The sequence below is a fragment of the Streptomyces sp. NPDC127114 genome (genome assembly GCF_042677525.1).
Taxonomy (GTDB): domain Bacteria; phylum Actinomycetota; class Actinomycetes; order Streptomycetales; family Streptomycetaceae; genus Streptomyces.
The window spans coordinates 112007-133352 of sequence record NZ_JBHXTJ010000002.1; the positions used below are offsets into that span (position 1 = coordinate 112007).

At 73.7% G+C, this 21346-nt stretch carries 16 protein-coding genes; 15 read left to right on the forward strand and 1 reads right to left on the reverse strand.

All coding sequences use genetic code 11. The annotated features are described in order from the left end of the window. The first annotated feature begins 84 nt into the window (after positions 1 to 84). From ACFVGS_RS02685 to ACFVGS_RS02755, 15 genes are all read left to right on the forward strand, one after another. Positions 85 to 810 carry a LysM peptidoglycan-binding domain-containing protein gene (locus tag ACFVGS_RS02685; RefSeq protein ID WP_384409800.1) on the forward strand — a complete coding sequence of 242 codons (726 nt, stop codon included), beginning with the start codon at positions 85 to 87 and terminating at the stop codon, positions 808 to 810. After that, positions 807 to 2624 (forward strand): VgrG-related protein, encoded by a 1818-nt coding sequence (locus tag ACFVGS_RS02690; RefSeq protein ID WP_385689692.1) that lies wholly within the window; start codon positions 807 to 809, stop codon positions 2622 to 2624. Before ACFVGS_RS02685 ends, ACFVGS_RS02690 begins: the two co-directional genes overlap by 4 nt. A 124-nt stretch (positions 2625 to 2748) precedes the next feature. Next, positions 2749 to 3066 (forward strand): PAAR domain-containing protein, encoded by a 318-nt coding sequence (locus tag ACFVGS_RS02695; protein ID WP_384409804.1) that lies wholly within the window; start codon positions 2749 to 2751, stop codon positions 3064 to 3066. Next, a complete protein-coding gene (locus tag ACFVGS_RS02700) occupies positions 3066 to 3488 on the forward strand; it encodes a GPW/gp25 family protein (RefSeq protein ID WP_384409806.1) in 423 nt (140 codons plus the stop codon). Before ACFVGS_RS02695 ends, ACFVGS_RS02700 begins: the two co-directional genes overlap by 1 nt. After that, complete coding sequence (locus tag ACFVGS_RS02705) at positions 3488 to 5482, forward strand: putative baseplate assembly protein (RefSeq protein ID WP_384409808.1); 1995 nt, start codon at positions 3488 to 3490, stop codon at positions 5480 to 5482. Before ACFVGS_RS02700 ends, ACFVGS_RS02705 begins: the two co-directional genes overlap by 1 nt. Next, a complete protein-coding gene (locus tag ACFVGS_RS02710) occupies positions 5479 to 6066 on the forward strand; it encodes a phage tail protein (protein WP_385689696.1) in 588 nt (195 codons plus the stop codon). The genes ACFVGS_RS02705 and ACFVGS_RS02710 overlap by 4 nt, the downstream gene beginning before the upstream one ends. Then, positions 6059 to 8272, forward strand: coding sequence for an NADase-type glycan-binding domain-containing protein (locus ACFVGS_RS02715; protein ID WP_384409812.1), 2214 nt, complete (start codon positions 6059 to 6061; stop codon positions 8270 to 8272). The genes ACFVGS_RS02710 and ACFVGS_RS02715 overlap by 8 nt, the downstream gene beginning before the upstream one ends. 622 nt (positions 8273 to 8894) lie before the next feature. After that, a complete protein-coding gene (locus ACFVGS_RS02720; RefSeq protein WP_384409814.1) occupies positions 8895 to 10271 on the forward strand; it encodes a sugar transferase in 1377 nt (458 codons plus the stop codon). Between the two features lie 52 nt (positions 10272 to 10323). Then, on the forward strand, positions 10324 to 11445 hold the full coding sequence (locus ACFVGS_RS02725; RefSeq protein ID WP_384409816.1) for a Gfo/Idh/MocA family protein: 1122 nt from the start codon (positions 10324 to 10326) through the stop codon (positions 11443 to 11445). Next, positions 11442 to 13646 carry an aminotransferase class I/II-fold pyridoxal phosphate-dependent enzyme gene (locus tag ACFVGS_RS02730; protein WP_385689700.1) on the forward strand — a complete coding sequence of 735 codons (2205 nt, stop codon included), beginning with the start codon at positions 11442 to 11444 and terminating at the stop codon, positions 13644 to 13646. The genes ACFVGS_RS02725 and ACFVGS_RS02730 overlap by 4 nt, the downstream gene beginning before the upstream one ends. Beyond that, positions 13643 to 14353: an acetyltransferase gene (locus tag ACFVGS_RS02735; protein ID WP_384409820.1), complete on the forward strand. Its 711-nt coding sequence runs from the start codon at positions 13643 to 13645 to the stop codon at positions 14351 to 14353. Before ACFVGS_RS02730 ends, ACFVGS_RS02735 begins: the two co-directional genes overlap by 4 nt. Beyond that, positions 14353 to 15468, forward strand: coding sequence for a DegT/DnrJ/EryC1/StrS family aminotransferase (locus tag ACFVGS_RS02740; protein WP_385689703.1), 1116 nt, complete (start codon positions 14353 to 14355; stop codon positions 15466 to 15468). Before ACFVGS_RS02735 ends, ACFVGS_RS02740 begins: the two co-directional genes overlap by 1 nt. A 113-nt stretch (positions 15469 to 15581) precedes the next feature. After that, positions 15582 to 18836, forward strand: a complete 3255-nt coding sequence (locus ACFVGS_RS02745; RefSeq protein WP_385689706.1) for a DUF4082 domain-containing protein — start codon at positions 15582 to 15584, stop codon at positions 18834 to 18836. Between the two features lie 40 nt (positions 18837 to 18876). Then, positions 18877 to 19923, forward strand: a complete 1047-nt coding sequence (locus ACFVGS_RS02750) for a glycosyltransferase family 2 protein (protein ID WP_384409826.1) — start codon at positions 18877 to 18879, stop codon at positions 19921 to 19923. 47 nt (positions 19924 to 19970) lie between these two features. Next, positions 19971 to 20579, forward strand: coding sequence for an acyltransferase (locus ACFVGS_RS02755; RefSeq protein WP_384409828.1), 609 nt, complete (start codon positions 19971 to 19973; stop codon positions 20577 to 20579). A 25-nt stretch (positions 20580 to 20604) separates the two neighbouring features. Here ACFVGS_RS02755 and ACFVGS_RS02760 read toward each other — a convergent pair whose 3' ends face one another. Then, positions 20605 to 21327 carry a Wzz/FepE/Etk N-terminal domain-containing protein gene (locus ACFVGS_RS02760; RefSeq protein WP_384409830.1) on the reverse strand — a complete coding sequence of 241 codons (723 nt, stop codon included), beginning with the start codon at positions 21325 to 21327 and terminating at the stop codon, positions 20605 to 20607. Positions 21328 to 21346 lie beyond the last annotated feature (19 nt).

Here is a 21346-nt window from a genome sequence, read left to right on the forward strand (position 1 = left end):
CCACCGAAGGCCTCGGAAGGCCCCCGAAGGCCCCGTAGACGTCCCCCTTCCCCGTTCCCGTCCCTCCGGAAAGGAGTCCCCGCCATGGCCCCATCGGCTCGCGCCGGCCGCGCACGGGCGCAGCTCACCCTCAAAGAGCCTCCGGCTTCCGTCGGGGCCAGGCCCGGCGGGACGATCGCACGGCTCGACCTGCAGTTCAACCCCTCGACGCTGCAGCTCGGCAAGACCACCGAGTGGCGGCGGTCGCCGTCCCGGATGGCCGGGCAGTCGGCGCTGCCCGAGTTCGTGGGCAGCGGGCCGCGGACGCTCAGCCTGGAGGTCTTCCTCGATGCCACCGCCACCCACGACAACTCGGTGGAGCAGGCGGTGGAGAAGCTGATGAAGGCCTGTGTGCCGACCCCGGCCAGTCTCGGCCGCAAGAAGCCGGCGAGTCCCTGGGTGCGGTTCGAGTGGGGCAACGCGCGGACCACGTCGTTCGACGGGGTGCTGTCGAACCTCTCCGTGTCGTACACGCTCTTCGACGTGGACGGCAAGCCGCTGCGGGCGACGTGCGCGCTGTCCATCGAGGAGGCGAGCGTCGATCCGCCGGGCCAGAACCCGACGTCGGGCTCGCGCACCGCGCGCAGCACGCACACGGTGGTGGCGGGCGACAGTCTGGCGATGCTCGCGTGGCGCGAGTACGGGGACGCGACGGCCTGGCGGGCCATCGCGGAGGCGAACGGGATCGACGATCCGATGGCCCTGGTCCCGGGCACCGAACTCGTGGTGCCGGGGCTGCTGCGGGACGCGGATGCCGAGGAGGAGCGATGAGCGGGTCCGAGACCGGAGGGCGGTCGTTCGCGGCCGATCCGATCGTGGAGGCGCCCGGTGAACTGCCGCCGGTCTGGGCCGCGCAGCTGGTGAGCTGCGTGGTCGACGAGAACGTGGGGCTGCCGGACACGGCGGTGCTGACCTTCCGCGACCCGGACCACGAGTTGCTGCAGGCCACGGGGATCACGATCGGCACGCCGCTGCGGGTCTCGGTGGTGACGGTCAAGGGCCAGGCGCGCGAGCGGCTGTTCGGCGGCGAGGTCACCGCCCTGGAGATCGACCGGGACCGCACCGGCTCCTTCACGGTGGTGCGGGCGTACTCGAAGGCGCACCGGCTGCAGCGCGGGCGGAAGGTGGTGGCGTACCGGAACATGACGGCGTCCGCCATCGTCCGCAAGGTGGCGGCGGGTGCGGGCCTCGCGGTCGGGAAGGTGGAGGCCGCGCCGGTGACGTACCGGCAGCTTTCCCAGGCGAACGTGTCCGACTGGGAGTTCCTGCAGTACCTGGCGGGCGAGAGCGGCGCGCACGTCCGGGTGGACGACAAGGGCGTGCTGCAGTTCACGAAGCCGGTGAAGGCCGCGGGGGCCCCGGCGCCGTCGACCTCGGCCGTCCGTGATCCGATGGTCCTGGAGTACGGGCGGAACCTGCTGGCCCTGCGGGCGGCGCTGTCGGCGGCCGACGGTGCCGCGAAGGTGCGGGTGCGCGGCTGGGACACGACCACCAAGCGTCCGTTGCTGGCCGAGAAGCCGGCGGTGGTGAGCGACACGGTGGTGCCGGGGATGCGCCCGCAGGCCGCCGCCGTGTTCGGCGCGCCGGTCGTGACGGTCGCGGACACCCCGTACCGTACGCAGGCGGAGACGGCGGCGGTGGCCGACGCGACGGCCGCGCAGGTCAGCGCCGGTTTCGGGGAGCTGGAGGCGCTGGCCGAGGGCAATCCGATGCTGCGCGCGGGCAGGCCGGTGGCGCTCGGCAACGTGGGGCAGGCGTTCTCCGGCCGGTACACGGCGACGGCCGTGCAGCACGTCCTGGAGCCGCACGGCGGCTACCGCACCACGGTGTGGGTCAGTGCCGGCGCCGACCGTTCCCTGACCGGTCTGGTCACGGGCGCCGACGCGCCGGGCCGCGGGGCGCGCATGCCCGGTCTGGCGATCGGGATCGTGACGGACGTGCGCGAGCCGAACGGCTCGCAGCGCGGCGCGGTGCGGCTGACGTTCCCCTGGCTGGACGACACGTACGTCACCGACTGGGTACGGACGGTCCAGTGGGGCGGCAAGGGCGGCGGCGGGGTGGTGAGCCCCGAGGTGAACGACGAGGTGCTCGTCGGCTTCGAACAGGGCCTGCTGGACAGCCCGTACGTGATCGGCGGGCTCTACAACGGGGTGGACCAGCCCTCGCCGCACGACGTGCCGCTGGTCGACCGGACGAGCGGCAAGGTCAACCGCCGTTCGGTGGTGTCGCGTTCGGGCCACCGGGTGGAGCTGCTCGACGCGCCCGCGCCGGGCCCTTCGGGGCTGCGGCTCGTGACCGGGGACGAGCGGCTCGAAGTGCGCATGGACGACCGGCGCGACCGGATCGAGGTCACCGTGTTCGCGGGGAAGAACCGTCCGCTCAGTTCCGTCGTCCTCGACCGGCAGGGCATCACGCTCGACGCCGGGCAGGGCACCGTGAAGCTGACGGGCCGCCAGGTGGACATCGGCGCCACGGCCGGCGTGAACGTCGACGGCCGCACGGTGAAGGTGGCCGGCAGCGCGGACGTCACCGTCGACGGCGGTCTGCTCGCCGTGCTGAAGGCCCGCCTCGTCAGGATCAACTGAGGTGCCGCCCATGCCCGTTCCGATGCGCGGAACCGCCGCGCCCCGCGTCCCCTTCGGCCCGCTGCCGACGCTCGCCCCCTCCGATCCCCCCGCACCCCCTCGTACCCACTTCCAGGAGTCCGTGATGCCAGCCGCAGCCCGTCTCGGCGATCCCACCGACCACGGCGGCCGGGTCGGCACCCCGCCGCCTGCCGCCGCCAGGAGCGTGGCGACGGTGCTGATCGGCGGGCTGCCCGCCGCCGTCACCGGCAGCCTGCACGTCTGCGTGGTCCCGCCGCACGCGGCGCTCGGGCCGGGCAACGTGCTCATGCCCGACCCGGCGGCCGCCGCGGCCGGCCCGGTCCTCATCGGCGGGCTGCCCGCCGCGCGCGCCCGTGACCGGACGACCTGCGGCGCGATGATCCTGACCGGTGCCGTGAACGTCCTCATCGGGGGCGTGTGATGAGCGAACGGTTCATCGGCCGCGGCTGGGCGTTCCCGCTGCGCGTCGGGCCGACCGGCGGGATCGCCATGGTCGAGCGGGAGCGGGAGCTGGAAGAGGCGATCCGGCTGATCCTCGGCACCGCGCCCGGGGAGCGCCCGATGCGGCCCGAGTTCGGCTGCGGCATCCACGAGTACGTCTTCGCGCCGGGCGACGGCGACACCGCCGGGCGGGTCGCGCAGCAGGTGCGCGAGGCGCTGGAGCGGTGGGAGCCGCGGATCGCGGTCGACGAGGTCGTCGTGGCCTTCGACTCCGTGGACGCCGGCACCCTCTACATCGACGTGCACTACACCGTGCGGAGCACCAACGACCGGCGCAACCTGGTCTTCCCCTTCTACACGATCCCCTCCGAGGAGGGGGCCGAGGAAATGGTCGCGGACTGATGGCCCTGCCCTCCCCCAACCTGGACGACCGACGGTTCCAGCAGCTCGTCGACGAGGCGAAGCGCTATGTGCAGCAACGCGCACCCGAGTGGACCGACCACAACGTCTCCGATCCGGGCGTCACGCTGATCGAGACCTTCGCCTATCTGGTGGACCAGCTGCTGTACCGGCTGAACCGGGTCCCGGACAAGAACTACCTGGCCTTCCTCGATCTGTTGGGCATCCAGCTGTTCCCGCCGACGGCGGCGGTCGCCGAGGTCGACTTCTGGCTGTCGGCGCCGCAGCCGGACACGGTGACGCTGCCCGCGGGCACCGAGGTGACGACGGCGGCCGGTGACACCGAGGAGGGCGTGGTCTTCGCGACCACCGAGGAACTCCGCATTCTGCCGAGCGAGTTGACGCGGCTCCTCACGGCGCCCCGGACGGGCGAACAGACCGACCGGACGGCCGAGCTCGCCGAGCGGCGGGACATCCCGTGCTTCCAGGCGGTGCCGGAGCCCGGCGACGCGCTGCTGTTCGGACTGCCGACCGCGGTGCCGCGCTGTGCGGTCGTGGTGCGCCTGGACAGCCGGGTGCAGGGCGTGGGCGTCGACCCGCGCCAGCCGCCGCTGGTGTGGGAGGCGTGGGACGGCGGCCACTGGCGGCGCTGCGAGACCGGCGACGACACCACCGGCGGTCTCAACCGTCCGGGCGAGGTGATCGTCCACGTGCCCGCCGGGCACCGCGCGTCGCTGATCGGCGGTACCCGCGCGGGCTGGCTCCGCTGCCGGGTGACCGAGGCCGAGCCGGGCCAGCCCTTCTACTCGGAGTCCCCCACGGTGCGCGAGGCAGAGGTCTTCACCATCGGCGGCACGATGACCGTCGAGCACGCCGAGACGGTCACGGACGTGCCGCTCGGCGTCTCCGAGGGCGTGGCCGGGCAGCGGTTCCGGCTCGGCCGGCCGCCGGTGCTGCTCGACGGCGAACCGCCGGTGGTGGAGGTGTCCTCGGCGGACGGGTGGCAGCGCTGGGAGGTGGTGGAGCACTTCGGGCGCTCCGGCCCCGAGGACCGGCACGTCCGGGTGGACGCCACGACCGGCGAGTTCTCCTTCCCGCCGGTGCTGCGCGAGCCGGACGGCACGCTGGGCGCGCGCGGCGCCGTGCCGCCCAAGGGCGCCCGGATCCGGGTCGCCCGCTACCGCACCGGCGGCGGCCCGGCGGGCAACGTGGCGCGCGGCGCGATCTCCGTGCTGCGCAGCTCCGTGCCGTACGTCGCCCGGGTGGACAACCGGGAGGCGGCGCGGGGCGGTGTCGCCGGGGAGACGCTCGACAACGCGAAGCTGCGGGCGCCGGAAGCGCTGCGCATGCAGGAGCGCGCGGTGACCGCCGAGGACCACGAGATCATCGCCCGGCAGGCTGCGCCGTCGGTGCGCCGGGTGCGCTGCCTGCCGTACGCCGGCGACGGCGGTGCGGACGGCGGGAACGGCGGGCAGGCCGGGAACGGCGCCGTGCGGGTGCTGGTGGTGCCGGACGCCGTCGCCGACGAGGGCGACCGGCTCCGCTTCGAGCAGCTGATCCCCTCCGACCAGGTGCTCTCCGCGGTCACCCGCGCCCTCGACGAGCGGCGCCTCATCGGCACCCGGCTGGTCGTGGAACCTCCCGTCTACCAGGGCGTCACCGTGGTGGCGCGGCTCTCGGCGCCGGCGGCGGACGCCGACCGGGTCCGGGACGCGGCGCTCGCCGCCCTCTTCCGCCACCTCAACCCGCTGCGCGGCGGACCGGAGGGCACGGGCTGGCCGTTCGGGCGGCCGGTGCAGTACGGGGAACTGTTCGGCGTTCTCCAGCGCGCCGTCGGGGACGTGCTGGTGGAGGACGTCCGGATGTTCGCCGCCGACCCGATCACCGGGCGGCGCGGCGCGCCGGTCGACCGGATCGACCTGGGTCCCGGCGCGCTTGTCTTCTCGTACCAGCACCAGGTGGTCGTCACCGCCACGGACCCGGAGGTACGGTCATGAGCCGCGCCGCCGTCCCCGGCCTGCCCAGCAGGTACCCGATCGGCGAGCAACTGCCCGCGCTGTACGCCGAGGACGACTTCGCCCAGCGGTTCACGGCCGGGCTCGACACGGTCCTGGCGCCGGTGTTCGCGACGCTCGACAACCTGGCGGGCTACTTCGACCCCCGGCTCGCCCCGCCCGACTTCCTGTCCTGGCTGGCCGCCTGGGTGGGCGGCGCCGACGACCCGCGTCGGCCGCTGGAACTCCGCCGCGAGGCGGTGGCCCGGGCGGTCGAGCTCCACCGCCTGCGCGGCACCCGCCGCGGCCTGGTCGAGGCGCTGCGGCTGGTCCTCGGCGTCTCGGCGGACGTCACCGGCGACGGAGGCGCGGTCTGGTCCGCCACGCCGGGCGGCGCGACACCACCGCCCGCCGCGGAGTCGGTGCTCGTACGGGTCTGGCCCGGCCGCACCTCCGAGATCGACGCCGACCGCGTCCACGCCCTGGTCCGCACCCTGTGCCCGGTCCACACGCTCTGCCGCGTGGAGATCCTGTCCGGCCCGCCGGCCGACGAGCAAGAGGTCGAGAAGAGTGATCACCGTGCGTGAATGTCCCGCGTGCGGGGCCTCCAACGCCCCGACGGACGACTTCTGCCACAACTGCGGCGCGTACCTGGCCTGGTCGGACGGGCGCGGCGCGCCCGGGCGGGGCAGGAGGGACGCGGACGCGGGCGTGGACACGGACGCGGGCGTGTCGGAGGCAGGTTCCGGGGCCGGGGCCAATTCCGGTTCCGGGACCGGGGGTTGGTCGGAGGCCTCCGAGGGCGCCACGGCGGCCCCGCCGACCGGTGCGCAGGAGGACGGGAGCTCCGTCCCAGCGCCCGAGGCCGTGCCGGAAGCCGGACCCGAGGCACCGACCCGCGCACCGGAGCCCTCGGAGTCCGAGGACTTCGCGAGCTCCGAAGCCTCCGAGGCAGCGCGGCAGACGGCCGGCGCGCCCCGCGCAGCCGGCGCGCCCCCTGCCGGAACGGACGGCGCGCAGGCGGCCTCCGTGACCCGGGCCGCCGAGCCTGCGGTCACGACGCCGAGCACCGGAGGTACCGAGGCAACGCGCCCCTCGGCGGCCGGTGGACGTCCGGCCGAGGCGGCCGGCCTGCCGGAGCCGAGGACGACCGGGCGGCCGAGCGACGGACCCGCCTCCGGTGGGTCCGAGACGGCCGTGCTCCCGGTGGGCGCGGGGGCACCGCCCTCGCCGGACACCGCGCCGCACGGGCCCGGCGGGCCTTCGGCGCCGACGCGTCCCTCGGTCGATGTCTCGCAGACCGCCGACCGGCCCGACCTGACCGGCACCTCGGAGCCGAGGACGGCTGAACGGCCCACCGGCCCGCCGGGAACCCAGGAGTCCCGGCCCGGCGAACGCACCGGCGGCGCGCTGGAGGCACCAGCCGTCGAGGCGTCCGCCGGTGCACCGCAGGCCCTGCCGTCGCAGCGTGCCGACGCTCCCCCCGCGCCGCCCGGCGCACCCCGGCCCGTACGGAACGCGCCCGCGCCCGCGCACGGGACCGGCGCGGCGGATCCGCACCCAACGGACGGCACACCACGAGCCGGGGCTCCGGGCGCAGCACCGGCGCACGAGGAGGCGCGCACCGGCCGGGCCTCCGCCGACGCTCCCCCGGCGGCGACCCAGGACCCCCTGGCCTCCGAGGCGGCCGACACGGCCCGCGGCTGGCTGCGGCGCGCCATGGGGCGCGCCACCGCTGGCCTGCCGGAGCTTCCTGACCTCCCGGCCGCCCCGACGGCCCCGACGGCGCCGGAGGTCCCGCCGATGCCGGAGGCCTCACCGGCGGACCCGTCGTCGCGCACCGCACAGCACTCCCACGAGGCACCCACCGGCGCATCACCCCAGAGCCCCCCGGCCCCGTCCCCGGGCCCCGCCCGGCCCACCGCACCCGCACCCTTCCGCCCCGCACCCGCCGCTCCGGCGGCCGCCGCCCCGCCCCCGCCGCGGCGCCCCTCGGCGTCGCCTGCCGCGGACGGCTCCCCCGGGCCCGTCCAGCCCGCTAAGGCCGTCGCCTCGCGGCCGGTCGTACGGCAGGTGTCGGTGGCGGAGGACACGGCGGGGCCGCCGTGCCCGGCGTGCGGGACACCGAACGCGCCGGGGCGGAACTTCTGCCGGCGGTGCGCGGCGCCGCTGACGCCGACGACGGCCGCGGCGCCGCTGCCCTGGTGGCGGACGGTGTGGCCGTTCCGGCGTCGCGCGCGGGGTGGTTCGGGGCGGCTCGCCCGGTTCCTGACGGTGCTGTTCGTGGTGCTGGCCCTCTGCGCGGCGGGGTTCCTGCTGCTGCCGGCCGGGCGGCATCTGATCGAGGACACCCGGGACAAGCTGGGCAAGGCCAAGCCGGTGACGGCGACCGGGGTACGGGCGAGCGCCGAGGTGCCGGGGCACGCGGCGACGGCCAGTACGGACGGGCTCAGCAACCGCTACTGGGGCGCACCCGGTTCCGGCGCCTCGGTCACGTACAGCTTCGCCAGGCCGTTCCGGCTGGTCGACGTGATCGTGACCAACGGCGCCTCGTCGGCGCCGGAGGCGTACGCGCTCCAGGGGCGGGCGCTGCGGATCGAGATGGAGGTGACGACGAAGGACGGCACGGTGGAACGCAGGACGCTCAACCTCAGCGACAAGGCGGGACCGCAGACCTTCCCCACCGGCATCAGCGACGCCACCACGATCCGTCTGACGCTCGGCTCCCCCGCCGGCCTGACGGGGAAGCGTCATCTGGCCCTGGCGGAGGTGGAGTTCTTCCAACGCGGATGAGGTGCCGCGCCCCCTTCGGCGGCGTCCGGCACGCTCACCGGGTCGGGGGGCTCCGGCTCCCAGAAGCTCCGCAGGGCTTCCTCCGTTTCGGCCTTCAGGCCGGTCAGGCGGGAGAGCACCACCTGTTCCTGCTTGGACAGGTCTCCCGACGTCGTCTGACGTCTCCGCCGTGACGGGCAAGTCCTCAACTGATTGCCCGACTCTTACACTTCCTTCAAGTATCGGTAGGAGTTTCACACAACTCCTGGATGGCCTGCCCTAGTTGGTCTAGATTGAGCGCTGCCGAACCCGCTCGGTCGCGAACACACTCGTGTCCCGGGCGGTTTCTGCGTCCTGTGCGGACCCGGCCGTGGCTGGGGAGACTTGCGACTCGGTCCGCACCGTTCAGTCAGGCGGAAGAGCCGCGTACCCTCGTCGACCTTCGCTGCCCTTCCCCTGCCCGTGAGTCGTGCGCCCGCGGGCGAATCGGGGGGAAGGACCGCGAGGGTTCAACGGGGTGCGCGCGAAGCGCCCTTGGGGGGAATGGATGACCGTCCTGCCGGTCACGCATGAGCGGCACCGTGTCGAATCCACACATGTCGACATCCCACGCCCGTGGTGGCGGAGGAGGCATCAACTGGCCTTGCTGGCCGCGGACACCACGGCCGCGGCGCTGGCCGCACTGTTCGTGCTGCGGACCGGAGGGCACTGGCCGGTCGTGGTCGTGCTGCCGCCGGCCTGGACCGCGCTGCTCCAGGTCCACGGCGGCTACGCGCGCGGCCAGCTCGGATCGGGCACGGCGGTGTACCGGCGGGTGCTGCGCGGCGCCCTGGTGCTGCCCGCCGTGGCCGCCGTGCTGGGCTGGGGGCTGGCCCGCGACCCGGACCTGATGTACGGGATGATCCTGGCCGCTCCGGCGGCCGCCGCGCTGTCGCTCGTCGCCCGGTTCGCGCTGCGGCGCCGGCTGCGCGAGCACTGGGCGCGGGGCCGGCGCCGTACCACCGCGGTGCTCGTCGGCCCTTCGGCCGGGGTGGCGGAGCTGCTGACCGCGCTGCTGCGCGACCGGCGGCCCGGGGCCCCGGCGGGCTCGGTGCTCCAGGGCATGGACATCGCCGGGGTGTGTCTGACCGATCCGGTGAACGAGGCCTCGGTGGACCGGTTCGGCGTGCCCGTTCTCGGCGGAGTGGACGAAGTACCGGGCGCCATCCGGGCGTTCGGTGACTCCAGTGCCGTGGTGGTGCTGCCGTCGCCCGAGATCGACGCGCCGCTGCTGCGCCGTCTCGCGTGGAGCACGGCCGCCGCCGGCGGCGACTTCCTGATCGCGCCGGCCTTCGGCGACGTGGCCGCCTCGCGCCTGGAGGTGCGGCCGGTCGGCGGGGTCCCTCTCGTCCACGTCCGTGCGCCCCGGCTCTCGCGGCTCGCCCGGCTTCCCAAGGAGGTCGCCGAGCGGCTGATCGCCGCGGTGCTGCTCCTGCTGCTGTCGCCGCTGATGTTCGCGGTGGCGCTCGCCGTGCGGCTCGGCAGCAAGGGGCCCGCGCTGTTCCGGCAGGTCCGGGTGGGCCTGCACGGCAAGCAGTTCACGATGCTGAAGTTCCGTACGATGCGGACCGACGCCGAGGCGCGCCGGGCGGAGCTGGCGTCCGCCAACCACAACAGCGACGGTCTGCTGTTCAAGGTCCGCGACGATCCGCGGGTCACCCGGATCGGCGCCACCCTGCGGCGCTACTCGCTGGACGAACTCCCGCAGCTCATCAACGTCCTGAGCGGGCGGATGGCGCTGATAGGACCGCGGCCGCCGCTGCCCGAGGAGGTCGCGGGCTACAGCCACGAGATCCGCCGCAGGCTGCTCGTGAAGCCCGGTCTCACCGGCCTGTGGCAGGTGAGCGGTCGCTCCGACCTGCCGTGGGAGGAGGCCGTCCGGCTCGACCTCGCGTACGTCGACAACTGGTCGCTCGGCCTCGACGCCGTGATCCTGCTGCGCACCGGCCCCGCCGTCGTCCGCGCGACGGGCGCCTACTGAGATGCGCGCCCACCTTCCCGTAGAACCGCCCGCCCACATGGAGGGGAACACGTTGAACGACGCCGACCGGCACGACGAGCGGCCGGGACAGGCCCTGGGAGTCGCCGTCATAGGCGCCGGCTACTGGGGGCCCAACCTGGTGCGCAACTTCCAGGCCAGCGACCGGTTCCGGCTGCGCTGGCTGTGCGACCTCGACGTCGCCCGCGCCCGTCGGGTCCTCGGCGGTTACTCCACCGTGCAGGCCACCGACGACTACGCGGCGGTGCTCGCCGACCCCGAGGTCGCCGCCGTCGCGGTCGCCACCCCGGCCGGCACGCACCTGGACGTGGCGCTCGCCGCGCTGCGGGCCGGGAAGCACGTCCTGGTCGAGAAGCCGCTGGCCACCACCTACGCCGACGGGGCACGGCTGGTGGCCGAGGCGGAGGAGCGCGGCCTGACCCTGATGTGCGACCACACGTACTGCTACACGCCGGCCGTCGGGAAGATCCGCGAGCTGGTGCACCAGGGAGCGCTCGGCGACATCCACTACGTGGACTCGGTGCGCATCAACCTCGGCCTGGTGCAGAAGGACATCGACGTGCTGTGGGACCTCGCCCCGCACGACCTGTCGATCCTGGACTTCATCCTGCCGGAGCACGTGGAGCCGGTGGCGGTGGCCGCGCACGGCGCGGACCCGATCGGCGCGGGCCGGGACTGCATCACGTACCTGACCCTCCAGCTCAACACGGGGGCCATCGCGCACGTGCACGTCAACTGGCTCTCGCCGACCAAGGTACGCACCACCATGGTCGGCGGCGCCAAGCGCACCCTGATCTGGGACGACCTGAACCCGGCGCAGCGCGTCGCGCTCTTCGACCGCGGGGTGGACCTGGCGACGCCGCAGGACCTGGGTGCGGACGAGCGCCGCGAGGCCCTGATCTCGTACCGCAGCGGCGACATGGTCGCGCCCGCGCTCGGCGAGAAGGAGGCGCTGCGGAGCATGGTCGACGAGTTCGCGGCGGCGATCACCGAGGGGCGGGCTCCGCTGACCGACGGGCGGGCGGGGCTGCGGGTGCTGGACATTCTGGAGGCGGCCTCGCGGAGCCTGGAGTTCCGTGGTGCGGTCGTCGGCCTGCGGACCGGTGCCGACCGGTCCCTGAAGAACGCGAACGAAGCAACGGGGGAACGGCGTTGAGCGACATTCGGGACAAGCGGATCCTGGTCACCGGCGGGGCCGGCACCATCGGCTCCCATGTGACGGACCTCCTCGTCGAGGGAGGTGCGCGCGAGGTCGTCGTGCTCGACAACTTCGTGCGCGGCCGCCGGGCCAATCTCGCGCGGGCCATGGCGAGCGGCCGCGTCCGGCTGGTCGAGGGCGACATCCGTGACGCGGCGACGGTCCGCAGGGTGACCGAGGGCGCCGATCTGGTCTACCACCTGGCCGCGATCCGGATCACGCAGTGCGCGGAGGAGCCGCGGCTGGCCAACGAGGTGATGGTCGACGGCACGTTCAACGTCCTGGAGGCCGCGGCGGCGGCCGGGGTCGGCAAGGTGATCGCCTCGTCCTCGGCCTCCGTCTACGGACTCGCCGAGTCCTTCCCGACGGACGAGCGCCACCACCCGTACAACAACGACACGTTCTACGGCGCGGCGAAGGCGTTCAACGAGGGCATGCTGCGCAGCTTCCACGCCATGTACGGCCTGGACTACGTGGCGCTGCGCTACTTCAACGTGTACGGCCCTCGGATGGACATCCACGGCCTGTACACGGAGGTGCTGATCCGCTGGATGGAGCGGATCGCGGCGGGCGAGCCGCCGCTGATCCTCGGCGACGGCACGCAGACGATGGACTTCGTGGACGTCCGGGACATCGCCAGGGCCAACATCCTCGCGGCCCGCGCCGACCTGACCGACGAGGTGTTCAACATCGCTTCGGCGACGGAGACCTCGCTGCGCGAGCTCGCCGACGCGCTGCTCGACGTGATGGGCTCCGACCTGGAGCCGGTGCACGGCCCGGCGCGCGCGGTCAACGGCGTGACCCGGCGGCTCGCCGACACGACACTGGCGGAGGAGCGGCTCGGCTTCAAGGCCGAGATCGACCTGCGGACCGGTCTGAGGGACCTGGTCGACTGGTGGCGCGCCGAGAAGGGCGCGACCGCGACCGACGCGGAGAAGGCGGCCGGACAGGCGGCGGGCAAGCCCGCCGAAGAGGCCGCCGAAGAGGCCGCCGGAAGGGCCGCCGAGGAAGCCTCCGCGGCGCCGGTGCGGATCCCGGTGATGGTGCCGTGGCTCGGCGAGGAGGAGGCGACGGCCGCCGCCGACGCCGTCCGCTCGGGCTGGGTCGCCCAGGGGCCTCGCGTCGCCGCCTTCGAGCAGGCCTTCGCGGAGCGGGTCGGCGCCCGGCACGGGGTGGCCGTGAGCTCCTGCACGACGGCCCTGCACCTGGCGCTCGTCGCGCTCGGGCTGGGTCCCGGCGACGAGGTCGTGGTGCCGTCGCTGTCCTTCATCGCCACCGCCAACGCCGTACGGTACGTGGGCGCCGAGCCCGTCTTCGCGGACGTGGACCTCGCCACCGGCAACCTCACCGAGGCCACCGTGGACGCGGTGCGCACCGGGCGCACCAAGGCCGTGCTCGTGGTCCACCAGGCCGGTGTGCCGGCCGACGTCACCGCGCTGCGGGCGGCGTGCGAGGGCTGGGGGCTGCCGCTGGTGGAGGACGCCGCCTGCGCGATCGGCTCGACCGTGGACGGCGGGTCCGTCGGGCGCGGCGCGCTGCTCGCCGCCTGGTCCTTCCATCCGCGCAAGCTGCTCACCACCGGCGAGGGCGGCATGATCACGACGGACGACGCGGACCGGGCGGCGCGGCTGCGGCGGCTGCGCGAGCACGGGATGAACGTGTCGGCGGCCGAGCGGCACGCGAGCGGCACGCCGGTCCTGGAGAGCTATCTGGAGACCGGGTTCAACTACCGGATGACCGACATCCAGGCCGCCGTCGGTCTCGCCCAGCTGGACAAGCTGGACGCGCTGGTCGCCCGGCGGCGCGAACTCGCCGCCCGCTACACGAAGTTGCTCGCCGGGGTGTCCGGCCTGGAACCGGTGCGGGACCCGGCGTACGGCCGGGGCAACTTCCAGTCGTACTGGGTGCTGCTCGCCGAGGACTTCCCGGTGGGCCGCGACGCGCTCCTCGCCCTCCTCGCCGAGGCCGGGGTGTCGGCCCGCCGGGGCATCATGGCGAGCCACCTCGAACCCGCCTACGCGGGGCATCCGGCGGCGCCGCTGCCGGTCACCGAGCGGATCAGCCGCGACTCGCTGATCCTGCCGCTGTTCCACACCATGACCGAGGAGCAGCAGGACCGCGTGGTCGCGGTGCTGCGGGAAGCGACGGCACGTCCATGAGGAAGAAGCTCGTCATCATCGGCGCCGGCGGCTTCGCGCGGGAGACCGCGCAGGCCGCCCTCACCGCCGGCCTGCACCTGGCGGGTCATCTCGACGACGACCCGGCCCTGTGGGGCACCAAGGTCGACGGCGTGCCCGTGCTCGGCGGCACCACGCTCGTACGCGAGCTGCGTGACGTGTCCTTCGTGGTGTGCGTGGGCAACCCGCGCGACCCCGCCGCCCGGTCCCGTCTGGTGGACCGGCTCGCGCTGCCGGAGGAGCGCTACACCTCCGTGGTGCACCCCACGGCGATCGTGTCCGCGACCTCGACGTTCGGCCGGGGAACGGTGCTGCTCGCCCACACCGTCCTCACGGCGTCCGTGCGGCTGGGCCGCCATGTCGCGGTCATGCCGCAGACCGTCCTGACCCATGACGACGTCATCGGCGACTTCGCCACCCTCGCCTCCGGGGTACGGGTCGGCGGGGGCGCCCGGATCGGCCGGGGTGTCTACCTGGGGGCGGGTGCGCTGGTCCGCGAGAACACGGAGATCGGCGACGGGTCGCTGATCGGCATGGGCTCCAACGTCCTCGGCAACGTGCCGCCGGGCGAGGTGTGGGTCGGCAACCCGGCCCGCCGCCTGCGCGCGACGGACCCGGCGGTGGACCAGCTCCCGGCGGACGGCGGCGAGGCCGCTCAGTGGGCCGACGCACAAGGAGAACTCGGCTGATGAACCACATCCCCCTGGTCGACCTGAAGGCGGCCCACGCGGAGGTCGACGAGGAGATACGGGCCGGTTTCGACCGGGTCCTCTCCGGCACCGCGTTCATCGGCGGCGAGGAGGTCGCCGCGTTCGAGCGGGAGTACGCCGCCTTCGGCGGTGTGGCGCACTGCGTGGGCGTCGCCAACGGCACGGACGCCCTGGAGCTGGCGCTGCGGGCGAGCGGTGTCGGGGCGGGCGACGAGGTCATACTGCCCGCGAACACGTTCATCGCGACCGCGGGCGCCGTGGCCAGGACCGGCGCCCGCCCGGTGCTCGCCGACTGCGATCCCGGCACCCTGCTGCTCGACCCGCGGGCCGCGCTCGCCGCGGTCACCGGCGCCACCCGGGCCGTGGTGCCGGTGCACCTGTACGGGCAGTGCTCGGACGTCGCCGCGCTCGCGGACGCCCTGCCCGGGACGGTGCGGATCGTGGAGGACGCGGCGCAGAGCCAGGGCGCCGGCCGGGACGGCCGCACGCCGGGCAGCGGCGGCATCGCCGCCACGAGTTTCTACCCGGGCAAGAACCTGGGCGCGTACGGCGACGCGGGTGCGGTCGTCACCGACGACGAGGAGGCGGCAGCCCTGGTGCGGGCGATCGCCAACCACGGCGGGGTGGCGAAGTACCGGCACGACGTGCCCGGTTTCAACAGCCGGCTCGACGGCCTGCAGGCCGTGGTGCTGCGGGCCAAGCTGCGCCGGCTCGCCGCCGGCAACGAGGCGCGGCGGACGGCCGCCGCCCGCTACGACGAGCTGCTCGCCCCGCTCGCCGACGCCGGGCGGGTCGTCCGCCCGGTGACGGCCGACGGCAACCTGCACGTGTGGCACCTGTACGTGGTGCGGGTGCCGGGTGCCGACCGTGACGCCGTGGTGGGCAAGCTGAACGCGAACGGCATCGGGGCGGGCGTGCACTACCCGACGCCGGTGCACCTGACGCCCGCGTACCGCCATCTCGGCCACGAGCGCGGGGACTTCCCGCACGCGGAACGGGCGGCTGACGAGATCCTCTCACTGCCGCTGTTCCCGCAGATCACCCACGACCAGCAGCGGCGGGTCGTGGACGCGCTGGTGAACGCCCTGGACTGACAGGGCACGTCCGCCACTGACGGGCCGGTCACCTTCCCCAGGACCGGTCCCAGGGGCCGCTCCCCCACCCCGGCCGCAGGCCGGGACCTGCACTGCCCGTGAAAGGTACAGCGATGCAGAACCACTACCGCCGGGCCAGGGGCGCCGTGTTCGCCCTGGCCGCGGCGCTGACAGCGATATTCCTGCCGGCGAGCGGGCAGGCGAGCGCCGTCGCCGACCCCTGCGGCACGGGCAGCAACCCGATCGTCTGCGAGAACTCCAAGCCGGGCACGCCCATGTCCGACTGGTTCGCCGGGAGTTCCTGGGGCGACATCGCGGGATTCCCCACCAAGATCAGTCTCCAGCCCGGTGAGACCCTGCCGTTCAAGGTCCAGTCCCCGTCGTCGTACCACGTGAAGATCTACCGGCTCGGCTGGTACGGCGGCGACGGCGCCCGGCTGATGTCCACACCGGCGCAGGCCGCACAGACGTACCCGGCCACCTACGGCTCGCAGCGTCCCAGCTGTCTCAAGGACCAGCCGACCGGTCTGATGGACTGCGGCAACTGGGCGACCACCGCGAGCTGGACGGTGCCGAGCGACGCCGTGTCGGGCCTCTACGTCGCCAACTTCGACCAGGCCGACGGCAACGGCCTCATGCCGTACCCGTTCGTGGTCCGCAACGACTCCAGCCACTCCGAGATCCTGGTGCAGACCTCGGACCAGACGTGGCAGGCGTACAACGACTGGGGCGGCACCAATCTGTACGACGGCCAGGGTCCGGCGCCCGACGGGCGTGCGTACAAGGTGAGTTACAACCGTCCGATGGACATCGGCGGCGAGAACGGCATCTACGGCTCCGAGTACGAGATGGTCTCCTGGCTGGAGCGCAACGGCTACGACCTGAGCTACGTCTCCGGCCTGGACACCGCCACCCGGGGCGCCTCGCTGCTCGCGAACCACAAGATGTTCATGTCCCACGGACACGACGAGTACTGGACGCAGGAGCAGTTCACCAACGTGCTGAACGCGCGGAAGGCGGGCCAGCACCAGACGTACTTCGCCGGCAACGAGATCTTCTGGAAGACGCGGCTGGAGCCGAGCATCGACGGCAGCGGCACGGCGAACCGGACGCTGGTCTGCTACAAGGAGACCAAGCTCAAGTTCCCGACGCCCAACGGCGTCCCGGACCCGAGCAACGTGTGGACCGGTACCTGGATGGACCCGGACAGCACCCTGGAGGGCGAGCCCTACCGGCCGCAGAACATCCTCACCGGCTCGCTGTTCCAGGTGAACGGCCCGCGCAACGACGCCATCACCGTGCCCGCCGCCTTCGCGAGGATGCGGCTGTGGCGCAACACCTCCGTCGCCGGTCTCACGGGCAACCAGGTCGCCACCTTCCCGACCGGGACGCTCGGCTACGAGTGGAACAGCGACGTCGAGAACGCCAGCCGTCCGACGGGCCAGATCCGGATGTCCTCCACCACGGTCGACATCAACGACGGCAACTACCTGCTCGACTGGGGCAACAACTACGGCAACGGCACCGCGACGCACAGCCTCGTCGCCTTCCGCGACCCGACCTCGAAGGCGCTGGTCTTCGGCAGCGGCACCGTCCAGTGGTCCTGGGGTCTCACCAACGTCCCGACGGCCGACCCGGGCGGCGGCGTGGTGACCGAGGACAAGCGCATGCAGCAGGCCACCGTGAACATCCTGGCCGACATGGGCCTCCAGCCGAAGTCGCTGCAGGCCGGCCTGGTCCCGGCGACCGCCTCCACCGACACCGCGGGCCCGGCGGTCACCGTCACCAGCCCCGCCGCGAACGGCTCCGTGCCGGCGCTCCGGCAGATCACCGTCACCGGCACCGCGGCCGACTCCGGCGGCGGCGTCGTGGCCCGCGTGGAGGTCTCCACCGACGGCGGCACCACGTGGAAGGCGGCCGAGGGCACGGGCTCCTGGAGCTACAAGTGGACCCCGATGACGCCGGGCCCGGTCCAGCTCAAGGTCCGCGCCGTCGACGACAGCGTCAACATCGGCGCCGTCACCACCGTGCCGCTCACCGTGGCCGACCAGCAGTGCCCGTGCACCGTGTGGCCCGCCTCGGCCGCCCCGGCCAAGCCCAACGGCGGGGACGGCAGCTCCGTGGAGCTGGGCGTGAAGGTGCGCAGCTCGGTCCCCGGCACCGTCACCGGCGTCCGGTTCTACAAGTCGACCGCGAACACCGGCACCCACAAGGGCAGCCTGTGGTCGTCCTCCGGCCAGCTGCTGGCCACCGGCACCTTCACCAACGAGACCGCGTCGGGCTGGCAGGAACTGAAGTTCGCGAGTCCGGTGCCGGTGAAGGCCAACACCACGTACGTGGCCTCGTACTTCGCGCCCAACGGCGGATACGCCTACGACGCCCACTACTTCACCGACAAGGGTGCGGGACTCGCCCCGCTCACGGCGCTGCAGTCCGGCACCGACGGCGGCAACGGCGTCTACCGGTACGGCTCCACGAGCGGCTTCCCGTCCCAGGCCTCCTCGGGCAGCAACTACTGGGTCGACGCCATCCTGGAGACGGGCTCGGCCAGCACGACCCCGCCCACGATCACCGCCCGCACGCCGGCGCCCGGCGCCACCGGCGTGTCCATCACGGCTCCGGTCTCGGTGACCTTCAACCAGAGCATCGACGCGAGCACCCTGGCCCTCACCGTGAAGGGCCCCGGCGGCACCGCCGTCCCGGGCCGGACCGCGCTCGACGGCGACGGCAGGACGGTCGCCTTCACGCTCAGCAGCCAGCTCGCGCTCGGCACCACGTACACGGTGTCCGTGCAGGCGGCCGACCTGTGGGGCAACGCGATGGCCGAACCGGTGACCTGGACCTTCACCACCGGCTCGACCCCGCCGCCGGCGAACTGCCCGTGCACCCTGTGGAGCGCGCAGACCGTGCCCGCGAAGGCGGCGGAGACCGGCGACGGCAACTCCCTGGAGCTGGGCACCCGTTTCCGGTCCGCGCTCGACGGAAAGGTCACCGGGGTCACGTTCTACAAGGGCGCGACCAACACCGGCACCCACACCGGAAGCCTGTGGAGCGACAACGGCACCCTGCTCGCGACCGGGACCTTCACCAACGAGACGGCGACCGGCTGGCAGCGGATGACCTTCGCGAGCCCGGTGGACATCACGGCCGGGACGACCTACGTGGTCTCGTACCACGCTCCGAACGGCAACTACGCCGCGGACTCGGCCTACTTCGCGGGCTCGCATCTCAACTACCCGTTGACCGCACCGGCCGACGCGGCGGAGGGCCGCAACGGGCTCTACCGGTACGGCGCTTCGACCGTCTTCCCGAACAACTCCTACAACGCCACCAACTACTGGGTCGCCCCGGTCCTCACGACCGGCTGACCCTGACCGACCGACCGAACGAAACCGGGGAACGCACCACATGAGCTCTGTCAGCGTCGTGATCCCCTGCTACAAGTACGGCCACTTCCTGGCCGACTGCGTACGCAGCGTGCTCGACGAACAGCCCGGCCTCGACGTGCGGGTGCTGATCATCGACGACGCGTCGCCCGACGACTCGGCGGAGGTGGCCAGGAAACTGGCCGCCTCCGACCCGAGGATCGAGGTGCGGGTCCACGAACGGAACAAGGGCCACATCGCCACGTACAACGAGGGCCTGCTGGAGTGGGCGGACGGCGACTACGTCGTGCTCCTGTCCGCCGACGACCGGCTGGTCCCCGGGGCGCTCGTGCGGGCCGTGGCCCTGCTCGACGCCCACCCGGAGGCGGGCTTCTGCTACGGCAGGCCGCTGCGCTTCCGGCACGGCGGGCCGCTGCCCGCGGCCCGCACCCGGTCCACCGGCTCCGTGGTCTATCCGGGCCACTGGTGGCTGGAGCGGCGCTTCCGCGAGGGCACCGGGTGCATCACGTCTCCCGAGGTGGTGGTGCGCACCAGCCTCCAGCGGAAGGTCGGCGGCTACGACCCGGAGCTGCCGCACGCCGGGGACATCGAGATGTGGATGCGCCTGGCCTCGCACGCGGACGTCGGTTACGTCGCCGGTGCGGACCAGGCCTTCTACCGGGTGCACGGCGACAACATGTCCACCACGGACTTCGGCGGCCAGCTCGACGACATCCGGCAGCGCCGGGCGGCCTTCGCCGCGGTCCTCGACAAGTGCGCCGACCGGCTCCCGCAGGCCGGACACCTCGCCCGCCTGGTCGACACCCGGCTCGCCCGCCAGGCGCTCCGGCGGGCCTACCGGGCCTACGACCGGGGCCGGACGGACGTCGTCCCGGTGGACGAGCTGGTGGCCTTCGCCCGCGAGTGCCGGCCGGACGCGGAGACGCTGCCCGAGTACCGGGCGCTGCGGCTGCGCCGCCGGATCGGCGCCCGGGCCATGCCGTACCTGCAGCCGCTGATCCTGTCGGCGGTGGCCGAGCGGGCCCGCGAGTGGTGGTGGTGGCAGTCGTGGAAGCGCCGCGGGATCTGAGCACGGTTCGCGTATCCCCACCTCTCCCTGCGAAGAAAGGCACGTCAGTGAACTACCGGGTCCAGCCCACCGCCCAGGTCGACGAGAAGGCCGTCGTCGGCGCCGGCAGCAGCGTGTGGGAGCTCGCCCAGATCCGTGAGGACGCCCGCCTCGGCGAGAACTGCGTGGTGGGCCGGGGAGCGTACGTCGGTCCCGGCGTGACCATCGGCGACAACTGCAAGCTGCAGAACTACGCCCTGGTGTACGAGCCCGCCGTCCTCGGCGACGGGGTCTTCGTCGGCCCGTCGGTGGTGCTCACCAACGACCACAACCCGCGGGCCGTCGATCCCGAGGGGAAGCTGAAGCGGAGTGGCGACTGGGAGCCGGTCGCGGTGCGGATCGGCGACGGCGCGGCCGTCGGCGCCCGCTCGGTGTGCGTCGCGCCGGTCACCATCGGCAGCTGGGCGCTCGTCGCGGCCGGTTCGGTGGTGACCTCCGACGTGCCCGACTTCGCCCTGGTGATGGGCGTCCCGGCCCGGCAGGCGGGCTGGGTCGGCAAGGCGGGCGTGCGGCTCACCGCGCACCCGGAGCGCCCGGGGGTGTGGGAGTGCCCGGAGACGGGCGCCCTGTACGAGGAGCGGGACGGCCGGCTCACGGAGCACGGTGACGCGCGCTGACCCCCGCGGTCCGTGGCGGTGCGCCCTACGGGGCCGCCGCCCGGCGGCGGCGCCGGGCCTTCGCGTACCGCTCGGTCCACAGCGCGCACATCACCCCGGCCAGGGTGCCGAGCGCGCCCGTCCCGGCGACGGCGCGGGTGCGGTTGGGCGGCAGTGCGACGGTGCCGGGGCGGTTGACCAGGTCGACGGTGAGCAGGGTCGCGGCCGGCACCTTCTGCTCGGTCTGCAGGGCCTTCAGGTGCCGGCCGTAGACGTCGATGATCGACTGCACGACGCGGTCGGCCTCCTCGGGCGCGGTCTGCTCCGCCTCGATCTGCAGCGTGGGGATCGAGTAGTACGGCGTGGCGCTGGTGCCGCTGTTGCGGGGGGTCAGCCGGTAACTGCCGTGCACTCCCGCCGCCTTGAGCTCGGCGCGGCCGTCGGGCGACTGGAGCCGCTGGACCACCGCGTAGGAGACCATGGCCAGCGAGGGCTGGAGGTTGGTCAGCTGGTTCGGCTGGTTGTCGGTGCGCGGCGGCTTCACCACGAGCACCGCCGAGCTCTGGTAGCGCGGCGCGGGCCGCAGCGCCGGGTAGCAGGCGGCACCGGTGACGAGCGCGGTGAGCAGCAGGACGTACCAGCGGCGGAGCAGCACGCGGGCGAGCCCTTCGGGCGTCAGCGCGTCTTCGTCCGCCCTGGCTGCGTCGGCCGCCCCGGCTGCGTCGGCCGTGCGGGACGCGGGGGCTGTGTTGTGCGTCAGCGGTTCCATCAGAACCGATACTGGCACC

Bases quoted from the DNA above. Each gene is read 5' to 3' on its own strand.
- ACFVGS_RS02685 (WP_384409800.1), top strand. From the start codon at position 85: ATGGCCCCATCGGCTCGCGCCGGCCGCGCACGGGCGCAGCTCACCCTC.
- ACFVGS_RS02690 (WP_385689692.1), top strand. From the start codon at position 807: ATGAGCGGGTCCGAGACCGGAGGGCGGTCGTTCGCGGCCGATCCGATC.
- ACFVGS_RS02695 (WP_384409804.1), top strand. From the start codon at position 2,749: ATGCCAGCCGCAGCCCGTCTCGGCGATCCCACCGACCACGGCGGCCGG.
- ACFVGS_RS02700 (WP_384409806.1), top strand. From the start codon at position 3,066: ATGAGCGAACGGTTCATCGGCCGCGGCTGGGCGTTCCCGCTGCGCGTC.
- ACFVGS_RS02705 (WP_384409808.1), top strand. From the start codon at position 3,488: ATGGCCCTGCCCTCCCCCAACCTGGACGACCGACGGTTCCAGCAGCTC.
- ACFVGS_RS02710 (WP_385689696.1), top strand. From the start codon at position 5,479: ATGAGCCGCGCCGCCGTCCCCGGCCTGCCCAGCAGGTACCCGATCGGC.
- ACFVGS_RS02735 (WP_384409820.1), top strand. From the start codon at position 13,643: ATGAGGAAGAAGCTCGTCATCATCGGCGCCGGCGGCTTCGCGCGGGAG.
- ACFVGS_RS02740 (WP_385689703.1), top strand. From the start codon at position 14,353: ATGAACCACATCCCCCTGGTCGACCTGAAGGCGGCCCACGCGGAGGTC.
- ACFVGS_RS02745 (WP_385689706.1), top strand. From the start codon at position 15,582: ATGCAGAACCACTACCGCCGGGCCAGGGGCGCCGTGTTCGCCCTGGCC.
- ACFVGS_RS02750 (WP_384409826.1), top strand. From the start codon at position 18,877: ATGAGCTCTGTCAGCGTCGTGATCCCCTGCTACAAGTACGGCCACTTC.
- ACFVGS_RS02760 (WP_384409830.1), bottom strand. From the start codon at position 21,327: ATGGAACCGCTGACGCACAACACAGCCCCCGCGTCCCGCACGGCCGAC.